At 60.5% G+C, this 24,375-nt stretch carries 22 protein-coding genes and 1 pseudogene; 13 read left to right on the top strand and 10 right to left on the bottom strand.

Annotation, left to right across the window (positions count from 1 at the left end; translation table 11 throughout):
- Positions 1-259: 259 nt before the first annotated feature.
- The 4 genes from AC1RDQ_RS14315 to AC1RDQ_RS14300 all read left to right on the top strand — a co-directional run bounded on the left by AC1RDQ_RS14315 (position 260) and on the right by AC1RDQ_RS14300 (position 4,357).
- A complete protein-coding gene (locus AC1RDQ_RS14315; protein ID WP_057713476.1) occupies positions 260-1,363 on the top strand; it encodes an extracellular solute-binding protein in 1,104 nt (367 codons plus the stop codon).
- 166 nt (positions 1,364-1,529) lie between these two features.
- On the top strand, positions 1,530-2,438 hold the full coding sequence (locus AC1RDQ_RS14310; protein WP_057713477.1) for an ABC transporter permease: 909 nt from the start codon (positions 1,530-1,532) through the stop codon (positions 2,436-2,438).
- A complete protein-coding gene (locus tag AC1RDQ_RS14305; protein WP_007978496.1) occupies positions 2,435-3,283 on the top strand; it encodes an ABC transporter permease in 849 nt (282 codons plus the stop codon). The genes AC1RDQ_RS14310 and AC1RDQ_RS14305 overlap by 4 nt, the downstream gene beginning before the upstream one ends.
- 18 nt (positions 3,284-3,301) lie before the next feature.
- On the top strand, positions 3,302-4,357 hold the full coding sequence (locus tag AC1RDQ_RS14300) for an ABC transporter ATP-binding protein (RefSeq protein ID WP_057713479.1): 1,056 nt from the start codon (positions 3,302-3,304) through the stop codon (positions 4,355-4,357).
- 131 nt (positions 4,358-4,488) lie between these two features.
- Here AC1RDQ_RS14300 and AC1RDQ_RS14295 read toward each other — a convergent pair whose 3' ends face one another.
- On the bottom strand, positions 4,489-5,418 hold the full coding sequence (locus AC1RDQ_RS14295; RefSeq protein WP_492587568.1) for an AraC family transcriptional regulator: 930 nt from the start codon (positions 5,416-5,418) through the stop codon (positions 4,489-4,491).
- Positions 5,419-5,757: 339 nt separating this feature from the next.
- On the opposite strand from AC1RDQ_RS14295, the gene AC1RDQ_RS14290 reads away from it, so the two are divergent.
- Both AC1RDQ_RS14290 and AC1RDQ_RS14285 read left to right on the top strand, forming a co-directional pair.
- Positions 5,758-6,111, top strand: a complete 354-nt coding sequence (locus tag AC1RDQ_RS14290; RefSeq protein WP_057713481.1) for a putative quinol monooxygenase — start codon at positions 5,758-5,760, stop codon at positions 6,109-6,111.
- Positions 6,112-6,152: 41 nt separating this feature from the next.
- The gene (locus AC1RDQ_RS14285) at positions 6,153-6,383 is read left to right on the top strand and encodes a hypothetical protein (protein WP_150813329.1); all 231 of its coding nucleotides are present in this window, start codon (positions 6,153-6,155) and stop codon (positions 6,381-6,383) included.
- On the opposite strand, the gene AC1RDQ_RS14280 is transcribed toward AC1RDQ_RS14285, so the two are convergent.
- The 6 genes from AC1RDQ_RS14280 to AC1RDQ_RS14255 all read right to left on the bottom strand — a co-directional run bounded on the left by AC1RDQ_RS14280 (position 6,384) and on the right by AC1RDQ_RS14255 (position 14,342).
- Positions 6,384-7,013, bottom strand: coding sequence for a flavin reductase family protein (locus AC1RDQ_RS14280; protein ID WP_090457482.1), 630 nt, complete (start codon positions 7,011-7,013; stop codon positions 6,384-6,386). It abuts the gene before it with no gap.
- A gap of 194 nt (positions 7,014-7,207) precedes the next feature.
- A complete protein-coding gene (locus AC1RDQ_RS14275) occupies positions 7,208-7,441 on the bottom strand; it encodes a hypothetical protein (RefSeq protein ID WP_090457481.1) in 234 nt (77 codons plus the stop codon).
- 436 nt (positions 7,442-7,877) lie between these two features.
- Entirely contained in the window at positions 7,878-9,197 is a 1,320-nt protein-coding gene (locus AC1RDQ_RS14270) for an MFS transporter (protein ID WP_489846336.1), read from the bottom strand.
- 298 nt (positions 9,198-9,495) lie between these two features.
- Positions 9,496-10,830 carry a sigma-54-dependent transcriptional regulator gene (locus AC1RDQ_RS14265; RefSeq protein WP_057713486.1) on the bottom strand — a complete coding sequence of 445 codons (1,335 nt, stop codon included), beginning with the start codon at positions 10,828-10,830 and terminating at the stop codon, positions 9,496-9,498.
- The gene (locus AC1RDQ_RS14260; RefSeq protein WP_090457477.1) at positions 10,824-12,590 is read right to left on the bottom strand and encodes a sensor histidine kinase; all 1,767 of its coding nucleotides are present in this window, start codon (positions 12,588-12,590) and stop codon (positions 10,824-10,826) included. The genes AC1RDQ_RS14265 and AC1RDQ_RS14260 overlap by 7 nt, the downstream gene beginning before the upstream one ends.
- A 228-nt stretch (positions 12,591-12,818) precedes the next feature.
- The gene (locus AC1RDQ_RS14255; RefSeq protein ID WP_057396275.1) at positions 12,819-14,342 is read right to left on the bottom strand and encodes a fumarate hydratase; all 1,524 of its coding nucleotides are present in this window, start codon (positions 14,340-14,342) and stop codon (positions 12,819-12,821) included.
- 508 nt (positions 14,343-14,850) lie between these two features.
- On the opposite strand from AC1RDQ_RS14255, the gene AC1RDQ_RS14250 reads away from it, so the two are divergent.
- From AC1RDQ_RS14250 to AC1RDQ_RS14240, 3 genes are read left to right on the top strand one after another with little or no spacing between them, the layout of a single operon-like run.
- Positions 14,851-15,957: a GGDEF domain-containing protein gene (locus tag AC1RDQ_RS14250; RefSeq protein ID WP_057713488.1), complete on the top strand. Its 1,107-nt coding sequence runs from the start codon at positions 14,851-14,853 to the stop codon at positions 15,955-15,957.
- Complete coding sequence (locus AC1RDQ_RS14245; RefSeq protein WP_057713489.1) at positions 15,950-16,885, top strand: iron-sulfur-binding ferredoxin reductase; 936 nt, start codon at positions 15,950-15,952, stop codon at positions 16,883-16,885. The genes AC1RDQ_RS14250 and AC1RDQ_RS14245 overlap by 8 nt, the downstream gene beginning before the upstream one ends.
- Before the next feature lie 29 nt (positions 16,886-16,914).
- Complete coding sequence (locus AC1RDQ_RS14240) at positions 16,915-17,664, top strand: enoyl-CoA hydratase-related protein (RefSeq protein ID WP_057713490.1); 750 nt, start codon at positions 16,915-16,917, stop codon at positions 17,662-17,664.
- Between the two features lie 189 nt (positions 17,665-17,853).
- On the opposite strand, the gene pyk is transcribed toward AC1RDQ_RS14240, so the two are convergent.
- Positions 17,854-19,305, bottom strand: coding sequence for a pyruvate kinase (gene pyk, locus AC1RDQ_RS14235; protein WP_007978464.1), 1,452 nt, complete (start codon positions 19,303-19,305; stop codon positions 17,854-17,856).
- Between the two features lie 208 nt (positions 19,306-19,513).
- Here pyk and AC1RDQ_RS14230 point away from each other — a divergent pair, with 208 nt between their 5' ends.
- The 3 genes from AC1RDQ_RS14230 (at position 19,514) to AC1RDQ_RS14220 (ending at position 21,350) form a co-directional block, all read left to right on the top strand.
- Positions 19,514-19,897, top strand: coding sequence for a tetratricopeptide repeat protein (locus AC1RDQ_RS14230; protein ID WP_057713491.1), 384 nt, complete (start codon positions 19,514-19,516; stop codon positions 19,895-19,897).
- Between the two features lie 235 nt (positions 19,898-20,132).
- A complete protein-coding gene (locus AC1RDQ_RS14225) occupies positions 20,133-20,492 on the top strand; it encodes a PilZ domain-containing protein (RefSeq protein WP_492587567.1) in 360 nt (119 codons plus the stop codon).
- A gap of 342 nt (positions 20,493-20,834) precedes the next feature.
- Positions 20,835-21,350, top strand: coding sequence for a hypothetical protein (locus tag AC1RDQ_RS14220; protein ID WP_492587566.1), 516 nt, complete (start codon positions 20,835-20,837; stop codon positions 21,348-21,350).
- A gap of 253 nt (positions 21,351-21,603) precedes the next feature.
- Here the strand turns inward: AC1RDQ_RS14220 and AC1RDQ_RS14215 are convergent, their stop codons facing one another.
- On the bottom strand, positions 21,604-22,935 hold the full coding sequence (locus AC1RDQ_RS14215; protein WP_492587565.1) for a DUF58 domain-containing protein: 1,332 nt from the start codon (positions 22,933-22,935) through the stop codon (positions 21,604-21,606).
- Complete coding sequence (locus tag AC1RDQ_RS14210) at positions 22,932-23,933, bottom strand: AAA family ATPase (RefSeq protein ID WP_150813322.1); 1,002 nt, start codon at positions 23,931-23,933, stop codon at positions 22,932-22,934. The genes AC1RDQ_RS14215 and AC1RDQ_RS14210 overlap by 4 nt, the downstream gene beginning before the upstream one ends.
- A gap of 333 nt (positions 23,934-24,266) precedes the next feature.
- On the opposite strand from AC1RDQ_RS14210, the pseudogene AC1RDQ_RS14205 reads away from it, so the two are divergent.
- Positions 24,267-24,371, top strand: a pseudogene (locus tag AC1RDQ_RS14205) (hypothetical protein); the annotation flags it as partial.
- Positions 24,372-24,375: the final 4 nt, after the last annotated feature.

Genomic DNA, 24,375 nt, shown 5'->3' with positions numbered 1-24,375 from the left:
GGACGACACGGGCTGTCTGATGCCCCGCATTATCGTTGACGTCCATCGCGAGCAAGCTCGCTCCCACAAGGAAAAGGAGGCATGCGCTGGCGTCATGGCTTCAATGAGTTTTTATCGATAGTCAGGTGTTTTACGCGACCTCAGGATGAACTTGCCGGCTCAGTCAAGCCCCGAAAATACGAGGGATAACGCTGGTCCGGTCGCGCGGATGCAACAGTTTCGACCTGCCTCATACCTACAAAAACAAAGGGAGTCCGTAATGGGCGAGCATGATCTGAACAGACGTCAATTCATCAAGACCGTAGGCGTAGCCTCGGTTGCAGCGGCAGCCATGAGCATGCCGTTCATCAAGGCCAATGCCAGCGACACACGCTTTGCCGGCAAGACCCTTCGTCTGCTGACCTGGTCCGATGACACCGGCCTGGCCGCACTGCGCAACATCGCCGCGACGTTCGAAGACAAGTACGGCTGCAAGGTCATCGCTGACCGCACCGGCAGTACCTCGGAAATGGTCGCCAAACTCAAGGCCGGCGGTGATCGTCCGCAGTACGACATCATCACCCTGGCAGGCGTTGGCGCCGAAGGTCTGGCCGCCGCCAACCTGCTGGAAAAACCCGACCTCAACCGCATTCCCAACCTCGTCGATGTACCGGAGAAATACCGCACCGGCGCCAATGGCCACGGTATCGGTTACCTGCTGTGGTGCAATAGCCTGGTCTACAGCACCCGCACCCAGAAAGAAGCCCCGACCAGCTACGCCTCCCTGTGGGATGCCGACGCGGCGCCGAACATCTTCCTGCCGCCGCCGAACTGGACCGAGGCCATGGACCTGATCATCATCGCCGCCAAACTGGCCGGTGGTGACGAACACAACATCGAGCCTGGCTTCAAGAAGCTCGCCGAGCTGAAGGATCGTGTGGTGACCCTGGGTGAAAACCCGAACCAGATCGCCGAACTGTTCCGCACCGGTTCCCTGGACATGGGCGGCCTGTACGCACCAGCCTTCTTCCCGAAACAGATCCGTGATCCGAACTACGGCCTGGGCGCCACGTTCGGCATGAAGGAAGGTTTCTACACCGACCTGATGCTGTCGGTGATGCCGAAGAACCGTCCGGGCGATACCGACATGGCCTACGCCTTCATCAACCACTCTCTGGACCCGCTGGTGCAGGGCAAGATGGCTGAAGACATCTACAACGGCCCGGTCAACGCCAAGGCGATCATTTCCGCCGAAGCACGCAAGAGCCCGTACATCCTCACGCCGGAGCAGATTGCCGAGAAGGCGATCATGCACGACAACGCCTTCCTGGCCAGCGTGCATGACCAATGGATTCGTCGTTACACGGAAATCTTTTCTTCCTGATCTGTGGGAGCGAGCTTGCTCGCGATGGACGTTAACGATGACGAGGGTTGCCTGAATGAACGTGGCGCCCTCACTTCCTTCGCGAGCGAGCTCGCTCCTACAGGGGATCGGGGTTCACACCCCGCGTCCGTGTGCCATTGATCCTCCATTGACGAGACCCTTTGCTATGGAACACCAACCTCTGACTCATCCGCTGAGTGCCGCCCCCGTGCGCGCCGCTCGGGGTGTTTCGCCGACCGCGCGCGCCTGGCTTTTCCTCACGCCGTCGATGCTGTTTCTCGGCGTTTTGATTGCCGCGAGCCTGCTGGTACTGCGCATGAGCGTGGGCACCAAAGGCGCGGAATGGTCCGGGTTCAGCCTGGCCAGTTACGCCCAGTTGCTGGAACCCTATTACCTCAAGTCGCTGATGCTGACCCTGCGCCTGGCGCTGATCAGCGCGGTGATCGCAGTGATTCTGGCGATCCCGGTGGCCTACACCATGTCACGCCTGACCTCGCCGTTCGTGCGACGGATCTTCCTTGCGGCGGTGTTGCTGCCATTGCTGGTCAACCTGCTGCTGCAAAGCTACGGCTGGCTGGTGATCCTCGGCCCTGGCGGCATGCTCAACCAGGCACTGATGGGCCTGGGCCTGATCAAGCGCCCGATCATGCTGTTGTACAACCAGAACGGCGTGTTGATGGGCTTGGTGCAAACCGCCTTCCCGCTGGCCGTGTTGCCGATTGCCAGCGCCATGCGCGGTGTCGCCCGCAGCTACGAAGAAGCTGCCGCCACCCTGGGCGCCAGTCGCTTCCAGGTGTTCCGCCAGGTGGTATTGCCGATGAGTCTGCCGGGGATCATTACCGGTGCGACCCTGGTGTTCGCCTACAACGCCAGCAGTTTCGTGGTGCCCTTGCTGCTCGGAGGTCGGCGCGTGCCGATGCTGGCGGTGATGGTGCATGACCAGATCGCCCCGCTGATGAACTGGCCCGCCGCATCCGCTGCCGGCGTGGTGCTGATCGTCACCACCCTCGCGATCATGACCTTGTCCGAATACATCACTGGCCGTCGTCGGCGCATGCTGGAGGCTTCCCAATGAGCACCCTGACCAAAAAGCGTTATGGGCTGTTGCCCGGCGAGACCGGCAAGTTTGCCGGCATCCTTTCCGGCTTCATCCTGCTGCTGGCGGTACTGCCGATCCTGACCATGATCGTCATGTCCTTCAGCGGCGCGTCGAACCTCGACTTCCCGCCGAGCAGCTACAGCCTGCAATGGTACAAGGCCGCCTGGCACACCTTCGTGTCGCCGGACGCCAGTGACGTCCTGAGCCTCGGCCAGGCCATGTCTACCAGCCTGCTGGTGTCGTGCCTGACCATGATTTTCGCCACGATCATCGCGGTGCCGGCGGCCTACGCGCTGACCCGTTGCGAGTTCCGCGGCAAGGCGGTGGCGCTGCAACTGATGTCGTTGCCGCTGGTGTTTCCGATGGTGGTGCTGGGCCTGGCGTTGCTGCTGGTGTTCGACAGCCTGCCGTTCCACATGACCACCTCGCGCCTGGTGATTGCCCACGTGATCCTCGCGTTGCCATTCGTGGTGAAGAACTGCACGGCGGCGATGCTCTCCATCGGCAGCGAAGTCGAAGAGGCCGCGCAAATGCTCGGTGCTTCACCGCTGCGGGCGATTGTCGATGTGGTGGTGCCGTTGATGAAGTCGGGGATCCTGGCGGGCATGCTGCTGGCGTTCATCGTCTCGTTCAACGAATTCACCGTGACCTATTTCCTCTACACCATCGACGTCATGACCGTGCCGATCTGGATGTACAGCCGCACCGTGTCTTCGCTCGACCCAACCGTATTTTCGTTTGCCGTGCTGATCGTGCTGATCGACTTCGTCCTCATCTGGGCGCTGGAGAAGCTGGTTGGTGAAGGTGGCGTTTCGTTCTGATTTCTTGAGGTGATTCTTATGTCTGGTCTGATTCTGGAAAACGTCGAGAAACATTACGGCTCGGCCTGCGCGGTAAAGGATGTAAACCTGCATTTGCCCGAGGGCAAACTGGTGTGTTTCCTCGGTCCTTCGGGCTGTGGCAAAACCACCTTGCTGCGCATGATTGCCGGGCTGGAAACCCTGAGCGGTGGCGAGATTCGCCTGGACGGTGAGGACATCGGCCACACCCCGGCGCATCTGCGTAATTTCGGCATGGTGTTCCAGTCGCTGGCGCTGTTCCCGCACATGACGGTGGGGGAGAACATCGCCTATCCGCTGAAACTGCGTGGCGTCAGCAAGGCTGACCAGCAGGCGCGGGTGGTGGAATTGCTGGAACTGATCCAGCTGCAAGCGATGATCAATCGTCCGGTGGCCAAGCTGTCCGGCGGCCAACGCCAGCGCGTGGCGATTGCCCGGGCGATTGCCAATCACCCGAAAATCCTCCTGCTCGACGAGCCTCTGTCGGCGCTGGATGCCAAGCTGCGCGAGTCGATGCAGGTGGAAATCCGCCAACTGCAACAACGCCTGAACATCACCACCATCATGGTGACCCACGACCAGCGCGAGGCCATGACCATGGCCGATATCGTGGTCGTATTGGGTGAGCACAAGGTGCAGCAGGTGGGCACGCCGATCGAGATCTATCGCCACCCGGCCAACGAGTTCGTCGCGGACTTCATCGGCTCGGGCAACATCTTCCCGGCCACGGTGCTGGGTAACGGCAAGGTCAGTTTGCCGGGCGGCGATGCGCTGCAAGTACCGATCTGCAGCAGCATCGTGGTCGGTGAAAAGGTGAAGATGCTGATTCGCCCGGAAGACCTGCAACTGTCCGCACCCCAGGCGACCGCGGGCAACCGCTTGCTGGGCAAGGTGACGTTCGTGCGCGATATCGGCGCGACCATCGAGACCACGGTGGAGTGTTCCGGGGTGTCGTTTACCGCGCTGAGCACGCCATGTCAGGGCTTTGGCCTGAGCGTTGGTCATCCGGTGTCGGTGACCTTGCCGGTGGAGGCATGCCGGGTACTGGGCGCCTGATCCGGATTTGATATTGGCCTCGCTGGCCTCATCGCGAGCAAGCTCGCTCCCACACTGGATCGGTGTACACCGGACCCTGTGGGAGCGAGCTTGCTCGCGATGGGGTCGGCACAACCAACACAAATTCTGGATCAGACTGACAACCGCAATCGCGCCAGATCCCGCAACGGCGGCGCCCCGAACAACCGGCTGTACTCCCGGCTGAACTGCGACGGACTCTCATACCCGACCCGATACCCCGCCGCCGAAGCCTCCAGCCCTTCGGCGAGCATCAGCCGCCGTGCTTCCTGCAGGCGCAGCTGCTTCTGATACTGCAACGGACTCATCGCCGTCATCGCCTTGAAGCGGTGATGCAGCGTCGACACGCTCAGGTTCACTTCCTTGGCCAATTCATCAATGCGCAACGGCTGTTCGAAATTGCCGTTGAGCCATTTGATCGCCTGGCTGATGCGATGGCTCTGGCTGTTGGCGATGGCGATTTCGTACAGCCGATGCCCCTGTTTACTGCGTAACAGGCGATAGAGGATCTCCCGGCGAATCAGCGGCGCGAGCATGGCGATGTCTTTTGGCGTGTCCAGTAACCGTGCCAGGCGCAGCACGGCGTCGAGCATCGCGGTGTCGAGTTTTTCGACATAGAGCCCGCGCCCGGTCGGCCGGGTGGGCACGCCGAGGGGGCCGGCGTCAGCGATCAGTGCGGTGATTTCCGTCGGGTCGATGTCCAGGCGCAAGGCCAGGATCGGTTCCTCAGGCGAGACATCCACCACTCGTCCACTGAGCGGCATCGAGACCGAGACCACCAGGTAGTTCAGCGGGTCGTAGTTGAAGTATTCGTTGGCCAGCTGAACTTCCTTGCGCCCCTGGGCCATGATGCACAGCGCCGGTTGCGCGAGCACCGGGGCGAACTCGTGGGACTGGCTGTGGCGGGACATGAACAGCGAGCCGATGGCCGTGGCATAACTGCCATCTTCGGCGGTGTTGCGGCGGATGATGGCCGCCAGTTCCGCGCGCTGCTTTTCCATGTCGGTGTCCAGCGGGGCTTGAAGGTGATCGAGCGACGACATGCGAGGCATCCTCGGCAAGGCATGAAGGGAGTGGTGCAGAGCATAAGTTTGTGCAAGCGACAGCGGTAGACACATCCTGCCGGATGCTTGCCTGATTCTGCCAGGGGTCGACCGGCGGTGTAGCCAATAGAGCCTTGTGCCGCAAGAACTTGCTTGAAACTCGTATGGCAGAACCGTGACAGGGTTTTACAGCTTGTTACAGGCTGGCGATGAAGTTTCGCAGGATTGTGCAACGCGCCGGCAGGAATCGACTAACGAGACAGGCGTCGCGGCCCTTAACCTTTGATCCTGTCGCAGCCCGTCCCCCGGCTGCCACGCGACTCCCCGGGAGGGTTGAACATGTCCACGCAGATCCCCGTCAGTCATATGGCCTTCGTTCGAGCGCGCGCCGGGCGCTCGGAGGAACTCGGTGTGCGCCTCAGCGCCCTGATCGAACCGTCCCGCGCAGCGCCAGGCTGCCTGAGCTTTGCCTTGCAGCATTCGCAATGCGATCCGGAGCTGTGGCTGGTGTCCGGTTTCTGGAGCAATCAACAGGCCATGACCGCGTACTTCAGCACGCCGGCGATGGAGATTTTTGCCGAGCTGGTGCAGGAGCTGGTGGTCAACAGTCTGGATTTCCACACCTTCAAGGATGTCTCGGCGGCGCAGGCCCTGGGGCAGTCCGCAGTGGCGGTACACAAACTGGCCGGTTGAGGGTTTAATGACGGCATTCTCAACCAGCCAGGATTCGCGACATGGCACGTAAAGCCTTTGAACACTTCGAAGCTGTTTCCGCTGTAGTACCGGGCGAGGGTGGTTACCACGCCGCTATCGCCGTCAAAGCGCTGGGTGGTTCCGGCGCCCCGCGTTTTCACAAAGTGCTGGAAGGGCAGATCTTCAAGACCGCCCATGACGCCGACCTGGCAGCGGCCAAAGAACTGACCCACCTCAAGGACGTCAAAGAAGACGCCGACCTGCTCTGGTGATCACTTCACCGCCCCCGGGCGGTACATCTTGAACAACGCCTCAGGCCCCAGCTGGAAATAATCCGCCGGCCCGCCGCCGCGCAGAATCGGTTCTGCCGCGGCGGTGTCGTATACCCCGTCCTTCAACAGCCATTTGGCGATATGCACGGCGACCACTTCGCCGAGGATCAGCCAGCTCGGCACCACGTTGCCGTCCGCCCGTTGCAACTGAATGATCTGCGTGACCTTGCACTCGAAGGACACCGGGCTCTCGGCGACCCGTGGCACCTGAATGACCTTCGAGGCAGCGGTCGTCAGCCCGGCCAGTTCGAATTCGTTGACCTCAGGCCCGACCATGGCGCAGCTCTGGTTCATCTGCTCGGCCAGCGGCCGCGTGGCCAGGTTCCAGGCGAACTCGCCGGTCTGTTCGATGTTGTTCAGGCTGTCTTTGCGCCCGACGCTGGAAAACCCAATGATCGGCGGAATGTAGTTGAAGGCGTTGAAGAAACTGTAGGGCGCCAGGTTCAGGTGGCCCTCGGCATCCTGTGAAGAGATCCAGCCAATGGGGCGCGGACCGACGATAGCGTTGAACGGATCGTGGGGCAGGCCGTGGCCGTTGGCGGGTTCGTAGAAGTGGATGTCGTCAGGCATTGGAGAGAATTTCCGGAGCGGGCTGGAGGCGCTCATGGTGCAAGCACGCGCCGCAGATTTCCAGCCCGACCTCATCCCCTGTAGGAGCGAGCTTGCTCGCGATGGTCGTTAACGATTACGCGTGTTCCCTGGCTGAACGCGGCGGGCTTGAGTCCATCGCGAGCAAGCTCGCTCCTACAGGTTTTGAAGCCGGATCAGCCGATAGCTTCAGCGCTACCGGTTTTGTCGAAACCGTCGGCAGCGATAGCGTCCGCGCTACCGGTTTTATCGAAGCCGTCAGAAGCATAGGTGCCCGAGTGGCTGCGTTCGATGGCGGCGCTGGCGCCGGAGCCGTAAGAGGCCGAGCCGGTTTTGTCGTAGCCATCGGCGGCGAACGTGTTGGCGGCCAGTACGGAAAGGGCCAGGGCAAGGATCAGTTTGGTCTTCATGGTAGTGACTCCCGTCTCGTTGGCGTTTAGTGGAAAAAAGCCAAGACGCCAGATATATCGATTAATTTTCGCAATTAAATCCTGCTACCTATCGATTAATTGGATGTTAAGGCCGTCAGGCTTTTTCGCTTTCAAGGACTGAGTGAGCGCATCGCAATGAATCGATCAGGTCGTTAAAGGTTGGGCGGCGAGCATTAACGCGTGATTAATCGGCTCTTTTACCTGGGTGACGGATTTTTCATGAAGCCTGTGGAGAACAGGTTCGGCAAGCGCGAGGGTGCGCAGTTGTCCTGATAGACCGAGTTGCGCCTATCGCGAGCAGGCTCGCTCCCACATTGGACCGCATTCCTCCCGGGGTACGCGGTCAACCTGTGGGAGCGAGCCTGCTCGCGAAGGGGCCTTGGCAGTCACCCTTGCGGTAACTGCCTGACGTCTGTCAGTCAGTGACGATCCGCGAATGCTTGCGGGTGTCTTTCATGGTGATGTACACCAGCAACGACACGGCAATACACGCGGTGACATACCAGTAGTAACCCGTCTCCATGCCAATGCTCTTGAACCACAGCGCGATGTATTCGGCGGTGCCGCCGAAGATCGATACGGTCAGTGCGTACGGCAGGCCCACGCCCAGGGCGCGGATTTCGGTCGGGAACAGTTCGGCTTTCACCACGGCGTTGATCGAGGTGTAGCCGCTGACGATGATCAGCGCCGCCATGATCAGGAAGAACGCGCCCCACCAGGTCGTAATGGTGTGCAGGGTGGTCAGGATCGGTACGGTGAACAGCGTGCCCAGGATGCCGAAGGCAATCAGGATCGGCCGACGACCGATTTTATCCGACAGCCCGCCGATGATCGGTTGCAGGCACATGAACAGGAACAGCGTGGCAGCGGAAATGGTGGTGGAGTCGGAAATGCTCATGCCGACGGTATTCACCAGGTATTTCTGCATGTAGGTGGTGTAGGTGTAGAACGCCAGCGTACCGCCCATGGTCAGGCCGACCACGGTCATCAGTTCCTTGGGGTGGCGCATCAAGGTGCGCATCGCGCTTTCCTTGGCTTTTTCTTTCTTGGTGAAGGACTCGGTTTCTTCCATGCCACGACGCAGGTACAGCGCAACCACGGCACACAGCGCGCCGATGGCGAACGGGATGCGCCAGCCCCAGGCGTAGAGCTCCTCGGTGGTCAGGAAGTTCTGCAGGACAATCAGCACCGCCAAAGCGATGAGCTGACCGGAGATCAGGGTCACGTACTGGAAGCTGGAGTAGAAGCCGCGACGCTCCTTGGTCGCCATCTCGCTGAGGTAAGTGGCGGAGGTGCCGTATTCGCCACCCACCGACAGGCCTTGCAGCAAGCGCGCGAACACCAGCAGGATCGGCGCGCCGATGCCGATGACTTCATAACTCGGGCTCAGGGCGATCAGCAGCGAGCCGAAGCACATCAGGTACACCGAGGCCATCAGGGCCTTTTTGCGCCCGACCTTGTCGGCATACAGACCCATCAGCCAGCCACCGATCGGACGCATCAGGAAGCCCACGGCGAAGATCGCGGCGGTGTTGAGCAGTTGGGCGGTGGTGTCGCCTTTGGGGAAGAAGGTCTTGGCGAAGTACAGGGAGAAGGCGGCGTAGACGTACCAGTCGTACCACTCGACCATGTTGCCAACGGAACCGCTGAAGATCGACTTGATGCGGCTGGAAGTGGTTCTTTCTTTGGCCGGCGCGGCAGCCGACCCAAGCGGCAGGGAGTTGGAGTTATCCATTGAAGGATCCTTCATTTAATTGTTTTTGTGGAGCGCGATGAAACGCAGCCTGCCAGGGCTATAGCAGGAGCTGTGCCAACGGGGAGAGGGCCGGTTTAGAGGGGGTAGAGTGTTTCGGTGAGCGGAAATCCGCTTATTCGTGGCGGGTGATGGGCGGAAAATTGCTTACGGTTTTGTTGGTTGCTTTGCCTGTACAGGTCTCATCGCGAGCAAGCTCGCTCCCACAATGTTTGGCGTACACAGATCCACTGTGGGAGCGAGCTTGCTCGCGATGGGGCCAGGGCAGACACCACAAAAATCAGGCCTCGGGCAAAAACATCTCCCGGCTCAACCCATGCCGCTGCATCTTTTCATTGAAGGTCCGGCGCGGCAGTTGCAGTTCTTCAAGCACCGCTTTCACGTCGCCCTTGTGCCGGGTCAATGCCGCACGCAGGCATTGCGCTTCGAACGCTTCCTGCTGAGCCGCCAGTGACTGGCCGGGCTCGATGCCCAAGGGCTCCGGCTCACCGAGCCCCAATACCTGACGCTCGGCGACATTCGCCAATTCGCGCACGTTGCCTGGCCAGTCGTGGCTCAGCAGGTGACTCAACTGGGCGCCGCTCAACGGTGGAAATTTGCGTCCCAGGCGTTCGGCGGCGTTTTGGGCAAAGGATTCGAACAGCAGGGGTATGTCTTCACGGCGTTCGCGCAAGGGCGGCAGGCGTAGCTCAGCGACGTTCAAGCGATAGGCCAGGTCTTCGCGAAAACGTCCGGCCCGCGCTTCGTCGAGCAGGTCCGGCTTGGTCGCGGCAATGATGCGCAAATCCACGCGGATACTCTGGTTCGAGCCCAGCCGTTCAAGCTTTTGCTCCTGCAACACCCGCAGCAGTTTCACTTGCTGGGCCAACGGCATGCTTTCGATTTCATCGAGAAACAGTGTGCCGCCGTCGGCGTACTCCAGTTTGCCAATGCGCTTGCCGGACGCCCCGGTGAACGCGCCGCTTTCGTGACCGAACAGCTCGGCCTCGAACAATTGCTCGGGGATGGCCGCGCAGTTGAGTGCGACAAAGGGCTTGTCGGCCCGCGGCCCGAAGTCGTGCAGGCAACGCGCGACCAGTTCCTTGCCGCTACCGGTTTCGCCACGAATCAGCACGTTGACCGGCAGTGCTGCCAGGTCCAAAACTTGCCGACGCAGGGTCTGCAGACCCCGGGACACGCCGAGCAGCGTGGCATCCAGTTTGGCGCGGTTGTCCGCCTGTTCGTGCAGCGCGCGGTTTTCCAGCACCAGCCGGCGTTTGTCGAGGGCGCGGCGCAGGCTGCCGAGCAGGGTTTCCGGGCTGAAGGGTTTTTCGAGGAAGTCGTAGGCACCGTCGCGCATGGCTTCGACGGCCATCGGTACATCGCCGTGACCGGTCAGCAGGATCACCGGCAAATCGGCATCCCGGCGCTGCACCTCGGCCAGCAGTTCGAGGCCGGTCATGCCAGGCATGCGCACATCGCTGAGAATCACCCCGGCAAAATGCCTGGGCAATTGCGCCAGGCATTCATCGGCGCGACTGAACAACTGCACCTCGAAACCCGACAGGCTCAACCATTGCTCGACGGCACTGCGGATGCTGCTTTCGTCGTCGACCACGATCACTGAGTTCAGCATGGTTCATGCACCTCCAGGTCGATGGGCAAGGTCACGGTGAACACGGCACCTTTGTCATGATTGTCGGCACTCAAGCGCCCGCCGGATTCGTGAACGATGGCAAACGATACGGCCAAACCGATCCCCAGGCCATCGCCCACCGGTTTGGTGGTGAAGAACGGATCGAAGACCTTGGACAGGTTCTCTTCGGCGATACCGCCGCCGTTGTCGATCACACTCAGGCGCCATAGTTGTTCGTCGGCTTCGAGGCGGATTTCCAGGCGTTTGCAGGGCTTGTCCTGCATTGCATCGAGGGCATTGCGCAGCAGATTGATCAGCACCTGTTCCAGGCGAATCGCATCGCCACGCACCCAGGCCGGGCGGGTCAGATGCAGCACGGTGCTGACCTGTTCGTCGCGCAGCCGGGTGTCGAGCAGTTGCAGCGACTGATCCACCACCGCCGCCAGGTCCAGGCGTTCGCGCAAACCGCTGGGGCTCTTGCGGGCGAAGGTTTTCAGGTGGCCGGTGAGGGCCGCCATGCGGGTGAGCATTTCATCCACCGGCTTGAGCGCCTTGTAGGCGTCGTCGACGCGGCCGTTGTCGAGCAGCAGGCGCAAGGTCGCCAGCTGCATGCGCTGGGCGGTGAGCGGCTGGTTGATCTCATGGGCCAGGGCGGCGGACATCTGCCCCAGCGCCGCGAGTTTGGCCGACTGCACCAGACCTTCCTGGGCGGTGCGCAGGTCGCGGGTACGCTCTTCTACAAGCTGTTCGAGTTCTTCGCGACTGCGCTGACGCAGTTTGGCCAGGCGCCAGCGCTGGTTGAGAAACAGCAGCAGGAACACCAGGGTCAGCCATAGCCCGGCCGCGGCGAGGGCAGCATTGCGGCTGTCTTCGAAGGCGACTTGTGGGCGCCGCAGCAGGTGCAGGGTCCAGCCCTCGGTATTCAGCGGCAGGGATTCCCACAGGTAATCCGCCTTGCCGTCGGGGCCGTCGACCCGAGCCAGGTCGCTGTTATCGTCGAAGCGCCGCAACGATTGAAACTCAAGCGGCGTCAGCGGCTGCTTGTCGTACTGGCGGGTGGTCTTGAGTTCGGCATGATCGCTGTCGCTCAGCGGCTTGAGCAAGCGATAGCGCCAGCCCGGCTGGTTGGCGATGAAGATTATTCCACGTGCGTCGCTGACCAGCAGTGTGTCGCTGCCCTGGCGCCACTCGCGTTCCAGTTCGGGGAATTCCAGTTTCACCACCATGGCGCCGAGGAACTGGCCATCGTCATCGCTGACCGCGCTGGAGAGGAAGTAGCCGGGAATTCCGCTGGTCACCCCCACGGCGTAAAAGCGCCCGGTGCCCTGGGTGCGGGTCTGGTTGAAATAGGGACGGAAACCGTAGTTGTGGCCGACATAACTGCTGGGCAAACGCCAGTTGCTCGCCGCCACGGCGAGGCCGGTGTGATCGAGCAGTTCCAGGGTCGATGATTGGGCGGCGCCGTTGATTTTTTCCAGTTTGCGGTTCAATGCGTCCTGCTGTTCGGAACTGACCTTGCCCTTGAGCGCCGAGCGCAGCTCCGGGTCCAGCGCCAACACCGCGGGCAGGGCGCGGTAACGTTCGATCAGGGTATGCAGGGACGTGGCATACAGCGCCAGTTGCTGATTGGCGCGAGCCGCGTCTTCGACCATTGACTGGCGCACGGTGTGGCGCATGGCCAGAGTGGCCGCGATGGCAGCACCGGCAATGATCAATACGGTATAGAGCGCCAGGCGCAGGGATCGAGATGACTCAAACATGCAGGGCTTACACAAGGAATACGGAGGGGGCGCACGATAACATGAGCGACTTGGCCCTTGTAGGAGCGAGCCTGCTCGCGATGGAAGTCAACGATAACGCGGGGCATCAGACAGCCCGTGTCGTCCATGCGTCCTTCGCGAGCGGGCTCGCTTCTGCAGGGGGATGGCCTGGCAATAAAAAAGGCGACAGGGATAACCCTGTCGCCTTTTCTGGAGCAGTCCAAGCGCTTACTGCACTTCTACCGCCAGGCTTTCACTGATCTTTTTCTGCCAGATGGCAGGACCGGTGATGTGTACCGACTCACCTTTGCTGTCGACGGCAACAGTCACAGGCATGTCTTTCACGTCGAACTCGTAGATCGCTTCCATGCCCAGTTCGGCGAAAGCCACCACGCGGGACTTCTTGATCGCTTGCGCTACAAGGTAAGCCGCGCCGCCGACTGCCATCAGGTAGACGGCCTTGTGGTCCTTGATCGCGTCGATTGCGGTCGGGCCGCGCTCGGATTTGCCGATCATGCCCAGCAGGCCGGTTTGCTCGAGGATCTGACGGGTGAACTTGTCCATCCGCGTGGCGGTGGTAGGACCGGCCGGGCCAACCACTTCGTCACCGACCGGATCGACCGGGCCGACGTAGTAGATGAAGCGACCCTTGAGGTCCACCGGCAGGGTTTCTCCCTTGTTCAGCATCTCGACCATGCGCTTGTGCGCAGCGTCGCGGCCGGTGAGCATCTTGCCGTTGAGCAGGACGGTTTCGCCCGGCTTCCAGCTCTGCACTTCTTCCGGGGTCAGGGTGTCGAGGTTGACGCGACGGGCCGACGGACCTGCTTCCCAGACGATTTCCGGGTAGGCGTCCAGCGGTGGCGCTTCCAGCGAAGCAGGGCCGGAACCGTCGAGCACGAAGTGTGCGTGACGGGTGGCGGCGCAGTTCGGGATCATGCACACCGGCAGCGAAGCGGCGTGAGTCGGGTAGTCCATGATCTTCACGTCGAGCACGGTGGTCAGGCCACCCAGGCCCTGGGCGCCGATGCCCAGTTGGTTGACCTTCTCGAACAGCTCCAGGCGCATTTCTTCAATGCGGTTCTGTGGGCCACGGGCCTTCAGCTCGTGAATGTCGATGGATTCCATCAACACTTCCTTGGCCATGACGGCAGCTTTCTCGGCGGTGCCGCCGATGCCGATGCCGAGCATGCCCGGTGGGCACCAGCCGGCGCCCATTTCCGGAACTGTCTTGAGCACCCAGTCGACGATCGAGTCGGACGGGTTGAGCATGGCCATCTTCGACTTGTTCTCGGAGCCGCCGCCCTTGGCTGCCACGTCCACTTCCACGGTGTTACCCGGAACGATGGAGTAGTGGATGACCGCCGGGGTGTTGTCCTTGGTGTTCTTGCGAGCGCCCGCCGGGTCGGCGAGGATCGAAGCACGCAGGACGTTTTCCGGCAGGTTGTAGGCGCGACGTACGCCTTCGTTGATCATGTCGTCCAGGCCCATGGTGGCGCCATCCCAGCGCACGTCCATGCCGACACGCACGAACACGGTGACGATACCGGTGTCCTGGCAGATCGGGCGGTGGCCGGTGGCGCACATGCGCGAGTTGATCAGGATCTGTGCCATCGAGTCGCGGGCCGCTGGCGATTCTTCGCGCAGGTAGGCCTCGTGCATCGCCTGGATGAAATCCACGGGGTGGTAGTAGGAAATGAACTGCAGGGCGTCGGCAACGCTCTGAATCAGGTCGTCTTGCTTGATCACGGTCATGAGTCGCGCTCCTCTAAAAGACGGGAACATTCAATAAGGTGCTTGCAGCTTGGGTGCATCGGTCGGTTGCAAGCACCTTTCAAGGCACGCCGGGCAAGCTGGCGCGACGCTAAAAAGGCGCGGCAGTATACCGCGCCTCGCGGACAGGCACACGCGCCGGCAGTCAATCGTTGGTCGCATAGAAGCAGCTGCAAGCGGCAAGTTTGAAGCTGCAAGAGGAGTGCGTGGCTTTTGTGGCGAGGGGGCTTGCCCCCATTCGGTTGCGAAGCAGCCGCAAAACTGGTGAAAACAATCCGCCTGACACAACGACCTGTCTGTTACCGGGACTGCTCCGCAGTCCAACGGGGCGATGCGGCGGTCCGACAAGCCCCCTCGCCACAGGGTCGCGCAAGGCTCGACCGTCGATCCCGAAAATTGAATGGTCATTTATCGGCCACGCCACTAAAGTGACATTCGGTCTGTAGAGTAGGACGCTCTGTCAGTCTCCTTTCATTTGGTGAGTCAACGATTGACCCAAAACGCCATCCAGCGCCTGTTGCTCAAACGTTTCGCCCTCGCGGCCGGCACCTATGCCCTGGCATTGCTGTTGCTGTGGCTGGCGTTTTTTACCGGTCACTACAACGCGCCGCTTTCCAGTGTCGCCATCGGCAGCGCACTGGTAGTGATCAGTCAGGCCATCCTGTTCGCGGTGTTCTACAGCGGCTGCAACCTGCGCTTCGCCGACCCCAGCCTGACCGAGGCACAAGTGTTGCTGGGGCTGGGTTGGCAAACCTGGCTGATTGCCCATCTGGACGAAGCCCGGGGCGCGTTTCTGGTGTTTTACGTGCTGATCCTGCTGTTCGGCCTGTTCCATCTGTCTCGCCGGTCTTTAGTACGATGCGCGCTGCTGGTGTTTTTGAGTTTCAGTGCGATCACGCTGTGGGAGGGCTACCACTTCCAGCTGCCTGACCCGGCCATGGCGGTGTTGCAGGTCTGTGTGCTGTTCATCGTGCTGGTGTGGCTGGTGCTGTATGCCCGCTATGTCCAGGCCTCGCGACAACGCATGCGCCAGCGGCGTTTTGCCTTGCAGGCGCACCAGGACACGTTGCGCGGGATGATGCGCCAGCTCGAAGACCTGGTGGCCACCGACGAGCTCACGGGCCTGTTCAATCGTCGGCATTTCCTGCGCCTGGCGTCACGCGAGCTGAACGCCATGGACGCCGGTGTCGTGCATGGCCTGGCGCTGATAGACCTCGACCATTTCAAACGCATCAACGACCTGCACGGTCATGCTGCCGGCGATCAGGTGCTGCAAGCCTTTGCCGGCGTTGCCAGCGCGTGCCTGCGTGACGGTGACGTACTGGCTCGCTACGGTGGCGAAGAGTTCGTGGTGCTGCTGCCCGATTGCGATGCCGACAGTCTGACTTCGTGCTGCGAACGGCTGCGCATCGCGTTCACCGATGTCGAGCTGATTGGTCTGAATGTACGCAACCTCAGCCTGTCCGCCGGCATGACCCTGCTGGAATTGGGTGACGACCTCGATGATGCGTTGCAGCAGGCCGATCAGGCGCTCTATCGCGCCAAGCGTGACGGCCGCAACCGATGCGCGGCAGCGTGGGAGAACGTCGATGCCTGAGCTGCGGGTCGGCGAGCGCCATTGGTCGGTGGCGGCGGGCAGCAATCTGCTCGATGCACTGAATCAGAACGGTGTGCCAGTGCCTTACAGTTGCCGCGCCGGCAGTTGTCATGCGTGCCTGGTGCAGTGTGTGCGGGGCCTGCCGAACGACAGCCGCCCCGATGCCTTGAGTGCACAGCAGCGTGAACAAGGCTGGCGGCTGGCGTGCCAGTGCCAGGTGGTCGAGGACTTGCAGGTGCACGCCTTCGACCCGCAAACCGATGGTCATCCGGCCGAAGTCGCGGCGGTCGATTGGCTGACTACCACGGTGCTGCGCTTGCGGGTAATCCCCCAGCGACCGTTGCGTTATAGCGCCGGGCAGCACCTGGTGTTGTGGGCGGGCAGCGTGGCGCGGCCGTATTCCCTCGCCAGCCTGCCGCAGGAAGACCGTTTTCTGGAGTTTCATCTCGATTGCCGCACGCCCGGGGAATTCAGCGATGCCGCCAGGCAAATGCGCATCGGCGATCCGATCCGTCTCGGTGAACTGCGCGGCGGTGCCTTGCATTATGACCCTGACTGGCACGCCCGGCCGTTGTGGTTGATGGCGGCCGGCACCGGATTGGGGCCATTGTTTGGTGTCTTGCGCGAAGCATTGCGCCAGGATCACCAAGGCACCATCCGCGTCATCCACCTGGCCCATGATGCCAATGAGCACTACCTGGCCAAACCCCTGCAAGCCATGGCAACCAGCCGTCCGAACCTGAGTGTCGAACTGTGGACCCCGGCCGAGTTGCCAGCGGCTTTGGCGCAACTGCGGCTTGTTTCCCGGCAAACCCTGGCCTTACTCTGCGGAGGCCCCGACAGTGTCGACGCCTTTGCCCGGCGTCTGTACCTGGCGGGATTGCCGCGCAATCAACTGCTGGCCGATGTGTTCCTGCCCCGTGGTTGAGCGCTGACTTTTCAGACGCGAGACCTGCCATGACCGATGCCATCCAAGTTGAACGCGAACGCGGCTTGTTGACCCTGCGCCTGAATCGCCCGGACAAGAAAAACGCCCTGACCCGCGCCATGTACAGCCACTTGGCCGAGGCGCTGAAACAGGCCGACAGCGACCCGAATGTCAACGCCGTGTTGATCACCGGCTCTGCCGAATGCTTCACCGCCGGCAACGACATCGCCGATTTCATCCAGCAACCGCCGAACAGCCTCGACAGCCCGGTGTTCCACTTCATGCTCAACTTGCTCGAATGCCGCAAACCGGTGGTCGCCGCCGTGGCCGGAGCGGCGGTGGGCATTGGTACGACCATGTTGCTGCATTGCGACCTGGTGTACGTCAGCCGCGACGCCCGCCTGCGCATGCCGTTCGTCAACCTTGGTCTTTGCCCGGAGTTCGGTTCCAGCCTGATCCTGCCGCGTCTGCTCGGGCAGGCCAAGGCGGCGGAGTTGTTGCTGCTCGGTGAAGGTTTCAATGGGGAGCAGGCTGCCGCGTGGGGTATTGCGTCCGAAGCCTTGGGCAGTGGCGAAGAAACCTTGGCCAGGGCGCGGGAGATGGCGTTGCGATTCGAGTCGCTGCCGCCGGAAGCAGTGCGTATCAGCAAGCAATTGATGAAGGCACCGGACCGGGAGCTGTTGCGCAAGGTGATTGAAGAGGAGGGGGCGTTGTTCACTCAGCGGCTGCGGTCGCCGGAGGCGTTGGCGGCGTTGACGGGGTTTATCAAGCGGCATTGAATCTTTCGCTGACTGGGCCGGCCCCATCGCGAGCAAGCTCGCTCCCACAGTAGATTTGTGTACACCAAACCATTGTGGGAGCGAGCTTGCTCGCGATGAGGCCAGCCTGAACAACACAACTATCGGATCAGAATGCAAAAAGCCCCGCCATTCACATGGCGGGGCTTTTGTTTTTCAGCAGCCGGTCACTCAGACCATCGGATCGCCAACGTGCAGGATCTTCATGCCGTTGGTGCCACCGGTAGTGTGGTAGCTGTCGCCTTTGGTCAGGATGACCCAGTCGCCTTTCTGTACCACGCCGCGCTTGACCAGCTCGTCGATAGCCTTCTGGCTGACTTCGTTCGGCGCCAGCGAAGCCGGGTCGAACGGGATGGTGTACACGCCACGGAACATTGCCGCGCGAGCCTGGGCTTCGCGGTGCGGGGTGAACGCGTAGATCGGCACCGAGGAGCGGATGCGCGACATGATCAGCGGGGTGTAGCCACTTTCGGTCAAGGCGATGATCGCCTTCACGCCCGGGAAGTGGTTGGCGGTGTACATGGTCGCCAGCGCGATGCTTTCGTCGCAGCGCTGGAATTCCTTGCCGATGCGGTGGCTGGAGGTCTTGCTGGTCGGGTGCTTTTCGGCACCGACGCAGATACGCGCCATGGCCTGAACGGCTTCCAGCGGGTACAGGCCAGCGGCGCTTTCGGCCGAGAGCATCACGGCATCGGTGTAGTCGAGCACGGCGTTGGCTACGTCGGACACTTCGGCGCGGGTCGGCATCGGGTTCTGGATCATCGACTCCATCATCTGGGTCGCCACGATCACCGCCTTGTTGTGGCGGCGTGCGTGCAGAATGATTTTCTTCTGGATGCCCACCAGCTCGGCGTCGCCGATTTCCACACCCAGGTCACCACGGGCAACCATCACCGCGTCGGACGCCTTGATCAGGCCGTCGAGGGTTTCGTCGTCGGCCACGGCTTCGGCGCGTTCGATCTTCGCCACCAGCCAGGCAGTGCCGCCGGCCTCGTCGCGCAGTTGACGGGCGTACTCCATGTCGGCGGCGTCACGCGGGAAGGATACCGCGAGGTAGTCGACTTCCATTTCCGCGGCGAGCTTGATGTCGGCCTTGTCTTTTTCAGTCAGGGCCGGAGCGGTCAGGCCGCCACCGCGACGGTTGATGCCTTTGTGGTCGGACAGCGGGCCGCCGATGGTCACGGTGCAGTTCAGCTCGGTGGCGGTGGCGGTATCGACGCGCATCACCACGCGACCGTCGTCGAGCAGCAGCTCGTCGCCCACACCGCAGTCCTTGACCAGGTCCGGGTAGTCGATGCCGACCACTTGCTGGTTGCCTTCGGTCAGAGGATGGCTGGTGGAGAAGGTGAATTGATCACCGATCTTCAGCTCGATCTTCTTGTTGGCGAATTTGGCGATACGGATTTTCGGGCCTTGCAGGTCACCCAGCAGGGCGACGAAGCGGCCGTGCTTGGCAGCGAGGTCACGCACCAGCTTCGCGCGAGCCTTGTGCTCGTCGGGGGTGCCGTGGGAGAAGTTCAGGCGGGCGACGTCCAGGCCAGCCAGAATCAGCTGTTCGAGAACTTCCGGCGAGTTACTGGCTGGGCCAAGGGTGGCGACGATTTTGGTACGACGGACGGACATGCAAAGACTCCTGAGTTCAAGCGCTGAGTGAGGCTACTATGCTCCGAAGGTGTAGTCATTGTTCGTATGCACTACTTTTCGTGAAGAGCTTGGTTTTTTCGAAGAACCTGGTTATTGCCTTCTTTATAGAACCGCGCAACTTTGCATCCGGCAGCCTGAAGATTTCCGACCATGGGTCGATACAGCGTTCATGACAGGAGATTTTCCCATGCGTTGCGTACTCATTGCCGCCCTTGCCATCAGCGCCCTCAGCGTCACGGGCTGCACCCGTTGGTCGATGAACCATCATTTGAACAATGCCTACAAAGCCTATGACCGGGGCAATTGCGAGCAAGTCATGCTTGAACTGTCCAAGGTCGAGCGCGAAAGCCGGGCGCGACCTTATGTGTGGCCGGAAGCATCGATGATGCGCGGCCTTTGCCTGGAACGGCAGAAGATGTTTGTCGATGCGGCGCAGACGTATCAGTTCATCATCGCCTCGTACCCACAGAGCGAATACGCCTACCGCGCCCGAGCCCGTCTGGAAACCCTGCAAAGCCTGGGTCACTACCCGTTGCGCAGTGCCGCCGCGACAAAATCCACGCAGTTCTGACGGCCGCAACCCTCTGATCGCTGGCTCCCCGGCGGTGGTGAGCTATAGTCCAGGGAACCGGTTTTAGAGCGTTGTCTTTGATGAACCGGGGCAACACCTGTGACCGGCACAAGCAAGACTCTGCGCTACAAGGACTGGCGCACCGGAAGCGGGGAGAGCGGGCAAAGACTTATGCATACCCGTTCCGAAGCAGTAGTGCGGCTCTGCTTAAGAGCCTTGCATAGCGAATTTGCACATGTTCACTGACCGCCGAATCGAGCGGCATCAACTGCCGTACTTCCTGAAAGTGTTCAACGGCATCACCGGCAAACCCATCGGCTACCTGGGCAATGTCTCCGAAGACGGGCTGATGTTGATCAGCCAGCTGCCGATGATGATCGGCGCGGACTTCAGCCTGCGCCTGAAAATTCCCGCCAGGGAAGGTGGTCTGCGAATCATCGACCTGCAGGCCTGTTGCCTGTGGTGCCACGAAGACGCGACCCCCCAACATTTCGACGCCGGGTTCAGCCTGCAACGGGCACCGCCGGAGTATGGGCAACTGGTAGAGGCGTTGAAGCAGTACTTCAGTTTTCTGCCGCTGCCGGCTTCGGCGTGAGAGGTAAATGATCACTCTCGGAGTGAGTACTCCCGTTGAAGTCACCACGGGCCTTTTTCATTCGACAACGGCCGTCAATTGCCCGCTATTGAGTTGAGTCGCTTGCAAGAACCCAGTGTGTTTGATCATCGGCGCGAGATCGTTTCGAGGAAGATAGTTGATCTCCAACGTACTGCCTAACATCAATAAACCTATAGTAGTGAATTTTTCCGGTTTCGAAATAAAAGCATGCTGGTTATTCCAATCCCTTCTTAATACCTGTCAGTTCTGACAGTGGCGAATGAGTAACTGATCGAGTTATTTTGTTTTCGCTGTCTTTTAGTGTCTTCGTGGAGGTGAAAAATGAATGCCAAGGCTGATAAAGAAAATCTTGTGGTGGAAAAGCTTGTGATGAAGTACGTACTGGCTGATGATTTTAAAGGTGGTTCATTTGTAGAGGCCGGTGATGGTGATGAGTTTTCCGATAGCTTTTGGGATGGTGTGGAGGTTTCAATCTTTCATCATCGCCATATTCGAGTTACGGAGTTGACGGGGCAGATAGAATATCAGTATAAATTTGTTGGCGAGCGGGTATATTTAAGGACGTTGAGATATAACCTGACAAGTCGGCCGAGCAATCAGTATTGGTATCGCGCAAATATTGATGTGCTGCTTGAGAGCTATGGCTCGCAGCGTGTGAATTCACCTGACGCTATGAGTCAAAACGCGCAGTGGCACAGCTATATCGTGAACCTGAACGTTGCTCTGGATCCCGCGATCCCTCCGATGGTGAACTTTAGAGTTGAGTATGATGGGGGAAATAATGGTGTTGGCGAGCGGGACAGTTGGGGGAATAAGACTGCTCTGGTTCGGCGATAAATTAAATCGTTCTACTGTTTTTAGTAATTGGTATTGCTTGTGTTGTTAATGATTCTTTTAGGTGTCTAGGTGTGTATGGCTTTTGGTTAAAAGGCGGCAGCATTTCAAAGTGTTTGATAAGATGTTTTCGATGCTATTCATTTTGAGTATGCTGCTGTCGGTTTTCTGGGAGCTGATTGTTTTGTTGTTGGCAAGGTAATAGATGTTTTTTGCAGGATATGCATATGTTTGATTGTGCCTGATGCCAAGCCCCCTACAGCGTTCCGCTTTTTTTCCAGTTCAGGTAACGGGATAACAAGTCCACGCCCAGTTCACGGGGCAGGATATTTAGCACTGATACTCCCTGAACATTTAACTTTTCATGGAGTTCGGCCCGCGCATTGAGGTAATCCACCGTCCCGCAGTAGGCCAGTGCCTCCGACAAGGTTTGCACGGGGGCCTGGCGAAGGTGGTCGAGTACGTCTTCCCTCAGGCTCGCGACCAGCACCTGATGCTGCCGGCTCAGGCGGTGGATGGCCGGAAGCAATTCATCGTCGTCCTCTTCGCGCAGGTTGGTCACCAGCACCACCAGTGCCCGGCGTTTTTGCCGTGCCAGCAGTTGCGTGGCCGCGGCTTGATAGTCGGCGCTGCGTTGGGTGCTGTTCAAGTCATAGACGGTGTTGAGCAGGGTGTTGAGATGGCTGGTGCCTTTTACCGGCGCGAGGTAGCGCGGCTGTTCGCTGGCAAAAGTACTCAGGCCCACGGCGTCGCCCTGACGTAGAGCGACGTAGCTGAGCAACAAACAGGCGTTGAGGGCGTGATCGAAGTGCGACAGCTCATCATCCTGGCTGCGCATGTGCCGGCCGCAGTCGAGCATGAAAATGATTTGCTGATCGCGTTCGTCCTGATATTCCCGGGCAATCGGCGTGCGCTGGCGCGCGGTGGCTTTCCAGTCGATCTGGCGCAGGCTGTCGCCCTCGCGAAATTCGCGCAATTGATGGAATTCCAGGCCCAGGCCCCTCCGTTGTTTCTGGCGGACGCCAAGCTGGCTGAGCCAGTTGTCCACCGCCAGTAATTGCCCTTCATAGAGACGGGCGAAGTCGGGGTAGACGCGGGTGGCGTCGGGCAGGTCGAGCAAGCGTCTTTGCGACCAGAGCCCCAAGGGGCTTGGCAGGTTGATTTCGCAGTGTTCGAAGCTGAAGTGGCCGCGCTTGAGCGGGCGCAGGCGATAACCGGCCAGGCTGTGCTGGCCGGGTTGCAGCTCGACCGTCAGCGGCAGGTTTTCGAAGCTCAGGCCCGGTGGCACATGGTCAAAGACTTGTACCTTCAGCGGTTGCGCAAAGTCGTGTTCGACCGTCAGTTGCACCTCGCTCCATCGACCCAGCGCCAGGCTGCCGGGTATCTGGCGTTTCAGCCGGGGCGACGGCAGGCGCTTCACGCACACCGCATCCAGCAGTGCCAGCGTCAGCAGCGCCAGCAGCAACCCCCAGTTGATCGCCATGAGATTCGTCGGAACCGAGACCTCCAATGCCACCAAAGTGCCCGACACAATGGTGCAGGCCAGCAGGATCAACAGCCAGACGAGCACCAGGCGCGAGGGTTTCACAGGCGCGGCGCCGGCACTTGGTCGAGCAACTGCTGGAGCACCTGATCGACATCCAGACCCTCGATATCCAGCTCCGGCGCGATGCGCACACGATGGCGCAGCACGGCCAGGGCGCAGCCTTTGATGTCATCCGGAATCACGAACTCACCGCCGCGCAGCAGCGCCCGGGCCCGGGCACATCGCACCAGCGCGATGGATGCGCGTGGGCCGGCGCCGAGGATCAAACCAGGCCAGTTGCGGGTGGAACGGGCCAGGCGCACGGCGTAATCGAGCACCTGGTCGTCCAGTGCCAGGTCGCTGGCGATGCGTTGCAGGGCCAGTACATCCCTGGCCTGCAATAACGTGCGCATCGGTTGGACATCAAGCATGTCGGCCCGGGTCGAGCGGCTGACCTGACGCACCATGTCCAGCTCCTGCTCGGCGTCGGGGTAATCCATGCGGACCTTGAGCATGAAGCGGTCCAGTTCAGCCTCCGGCAGGGGGTAAGTGCCTTCCTGTTCGATCGGGTTCTGCGTGGCAAGCACCATGAACGGTTGCGCAATCGGCAATGGACGGCCTTCGAGGGTGACTTGCCGTTCCTGCATGGCTTCGAGCAGCGCCGCCTGGGTTTTCGCCGGGGCGCGGTTGATTTCGTCGGCCAGTAGCAAGTTGGTGAACAATGGCCCTTTGCGCAGTTTGAATTGTTCAGTCTGCAAGTCATACACGGCATGCCCGGTGACATCGCTGGGCATCAGGTCCGGGGTGAACTGGATGCGTGCGAACTCGCCGCCGAAGCAGCGGGCGAGGGCGCGCACCAACAGGGTCTTGCCCAAACCGGGCACGCCTTCGAGCAGCACGTGGCCGCCGGCGATCAGTGCCGTCAGGACGTCGTCGATCACGCTGTCCTGGCCAATCACCGCTTTTTGCAGTTCTTTGCGTACGGCCTGGGCCAGATGGCCGGCACGCTGACGCTGTTGAGCGGCATGGCTCGGTGCGTCGGGCTCGATCGGTTGACTCACGACTTCCGGAGCCTTGTTAGCAGTTACATTTGTTTTATCTTCCATAAATCAGTCACTTATCTAATCTAACTTTTTTCACGTATTTTTTTACGCGTGGAACGAGTGAGTGACTGCCAATCTGTCTCATTGCAAACCCATGGCAACCCTTCATTTGAGCGTTCGTCAGGGGTGGAGGTTAGTCTATGACGGTCAACTGCCGACATTTCCTGCCTTGCTTGGGGGAATTTGGTTCAATGAGTGAATCAAACGCTGCTGTCGGGTCGGCACGATAAGGTGTAGCAAAGCCTTGCCGTGTCGCGGCAGTCATTCGGCCATCCCTGAACCAAGGGTGATGCGAGCGAAAAAGCATGGCTGGAACTGCTTGAAACGTATCTGCCGCACCGGTATCAGGCGGCAACGGCGCATGTCGTAGATAGCAGGGACGGGTTCAGCCAGTGACAAT

The organism is Pseudomonas sp. GW823-FHT02E01, from assembly GCF_058797535.1.
Note: the sequence above shows the minus strand (reverse complement) of the source record. Positions and strands in the feature narration are given on the sequence as shown.

What these genes read in the sequence shown, in the direction of transcription:
- AC1RDQ_RS14275 (WP_090457481.1), bottom strand. Translation starts at nt 7,441, where the DNA reads ATGAAGACCAAACTGATCCTTGCCCTGGCCCTTTCCGTACTGGCCGCC.
- AC1RDQ_RS14245 (WP_057713489.1), top strand. Translation starts at nt 15,950, where the DNA reads ATGCCTGAGCTGCGGGTCGGCGAGCGCCATTGGTCGGTGGCGGCGGGC.
- AC1RDQ_RS14295 (WP_492587568.1), bottom strand. Translation starts at nt 5,418, where the DNA reads ATGTCGTCGCTCGATCACCTTCAAGCCCCGCTGGACACCGACATGGAA.
- pyk (WP_007978464.1), bottom strand. Translation starts at nt 19,305, where the DNA reads ATGTCCGTCCGTCGTACCAAAATCGTCGCCACCCTTGGCCCAGCCAGT.
- AC1RDQ_RS14300 (WP_057713479.1), top strand. Translation starts at nt 3,302, where the DNA reads ATGTCTGGTCTGATTCTGGAAAACGTCGAGAAACATTACGGCTCGGCC.
- AC1RDQ_RS14225 (WP_492587567.1), top strand. Translation starts at nt 20,133, where the DNA reads ATGTTCACTGACCGCCGAATCGAGCGGCATCAACTGCCGTACTTCCTG.
- AC1RDQ_RS14255 (WP_057396275.1), bottom strand. Translation starts at nt 14,342, where the DNA reads ATGACCGTGATCAAGCAAGACGACCTGATTCAGAGCGTTGCCGACGCC.
- AC1RDQ_RS14310 (WP_057713477.1), top strand. Translation starts at nt 1,530, where the DNA reads ATGGAACACCAACCTCTGACTCATCCGCTGAGTGCCGCCCCCGTGCGC.
- AC1RDQ_RS14280 (WP_090457482.1), bottom strand. Translation starts at nt 7,013, where the DNA reads ATGCCTGACGACATCCACTTCTACGAACCCGCCAACGGCCACGGCCTG.
- AC1RDQ_RS14265 (WP_057713486.1), bottom strand. Translation starts at nt 10,830, where the DNA reads ATGCTGAACTCAGTGATCGTGGTCGACGACGAAAGCAGCATCCGCAGT.
- AC1RDQ_RS14260 (WP_090457477.1), bottom strand. Translation starts at nt 12,590, where the DNA reads ATGTTTGAGTCATCTCGATCCCTGCGCCTGGCGCTCTATACCGTATTG.
- AC1RDQ_RS14305 (WP_007978496.1), top strand. Translation starts at nt 2,435, where the DNA reads ATGAGCACCCTGACCAAAAAGCGTTATGGGCTGTTGCCCGGCGAGACC.
- AC1RDQ_RS14240 (WP_057713490.1), top strand. Translation starts at nt 16,915, where the DNA reads ATGACCGATGCCATCCAAGTTGAACGCGAACGCGGCTTGTTGACCCTG.
- AC1RDQ_RS14230 (WP_057713491.1), top strand. Translation starts at nt 19,514, where the DNA reads ATGCGTTGCGTACTCATTGCCGCCCTTGCCATCAGCGCCCTCAGCGTC.
- AC1RDQ_RS14290 (WP_057713481.1), top strand. Translation starts at nt 5,758, where the DNA reads ATGTCCACGCAGATCCCCGTCAGTCATATGGCCTTCGTTCGAGCGCGC.
- AC1RDQ_RS14270 (WP_489846336.1), bottom strand. Translation starts at nt 9,197, where the DNA reads ATGGATAACTCCAACTCCCTGCCGCTTGGGTCGGCTGCCGCGCCGGCC.
- AC1RDQ_RS14315 (WP_057713476.1), top strand. Translation starts at nt 260, where the DNA reads ATGGGCGAGCATGATCTGAACAGACGTCAATTCATCAAGACCGTAGGC.
- AC1RDQ_RS14285 (WP_150813329.1), top strand. Translation starts at nt 6,153, where the DNA reads ATGGCACGTAAAGCCTTTGAACACTTCGAAGCTGTTTCCGCTGTAGTA.
- AC1RDQ_RS14220 (WP_492587566.1), top strand. Translation starts at nt 20,835, where the DNA reads ATGAATGCCAAGGCTGATAAAGAAAATCTTGTGGTGGAAAAGCTTGTG.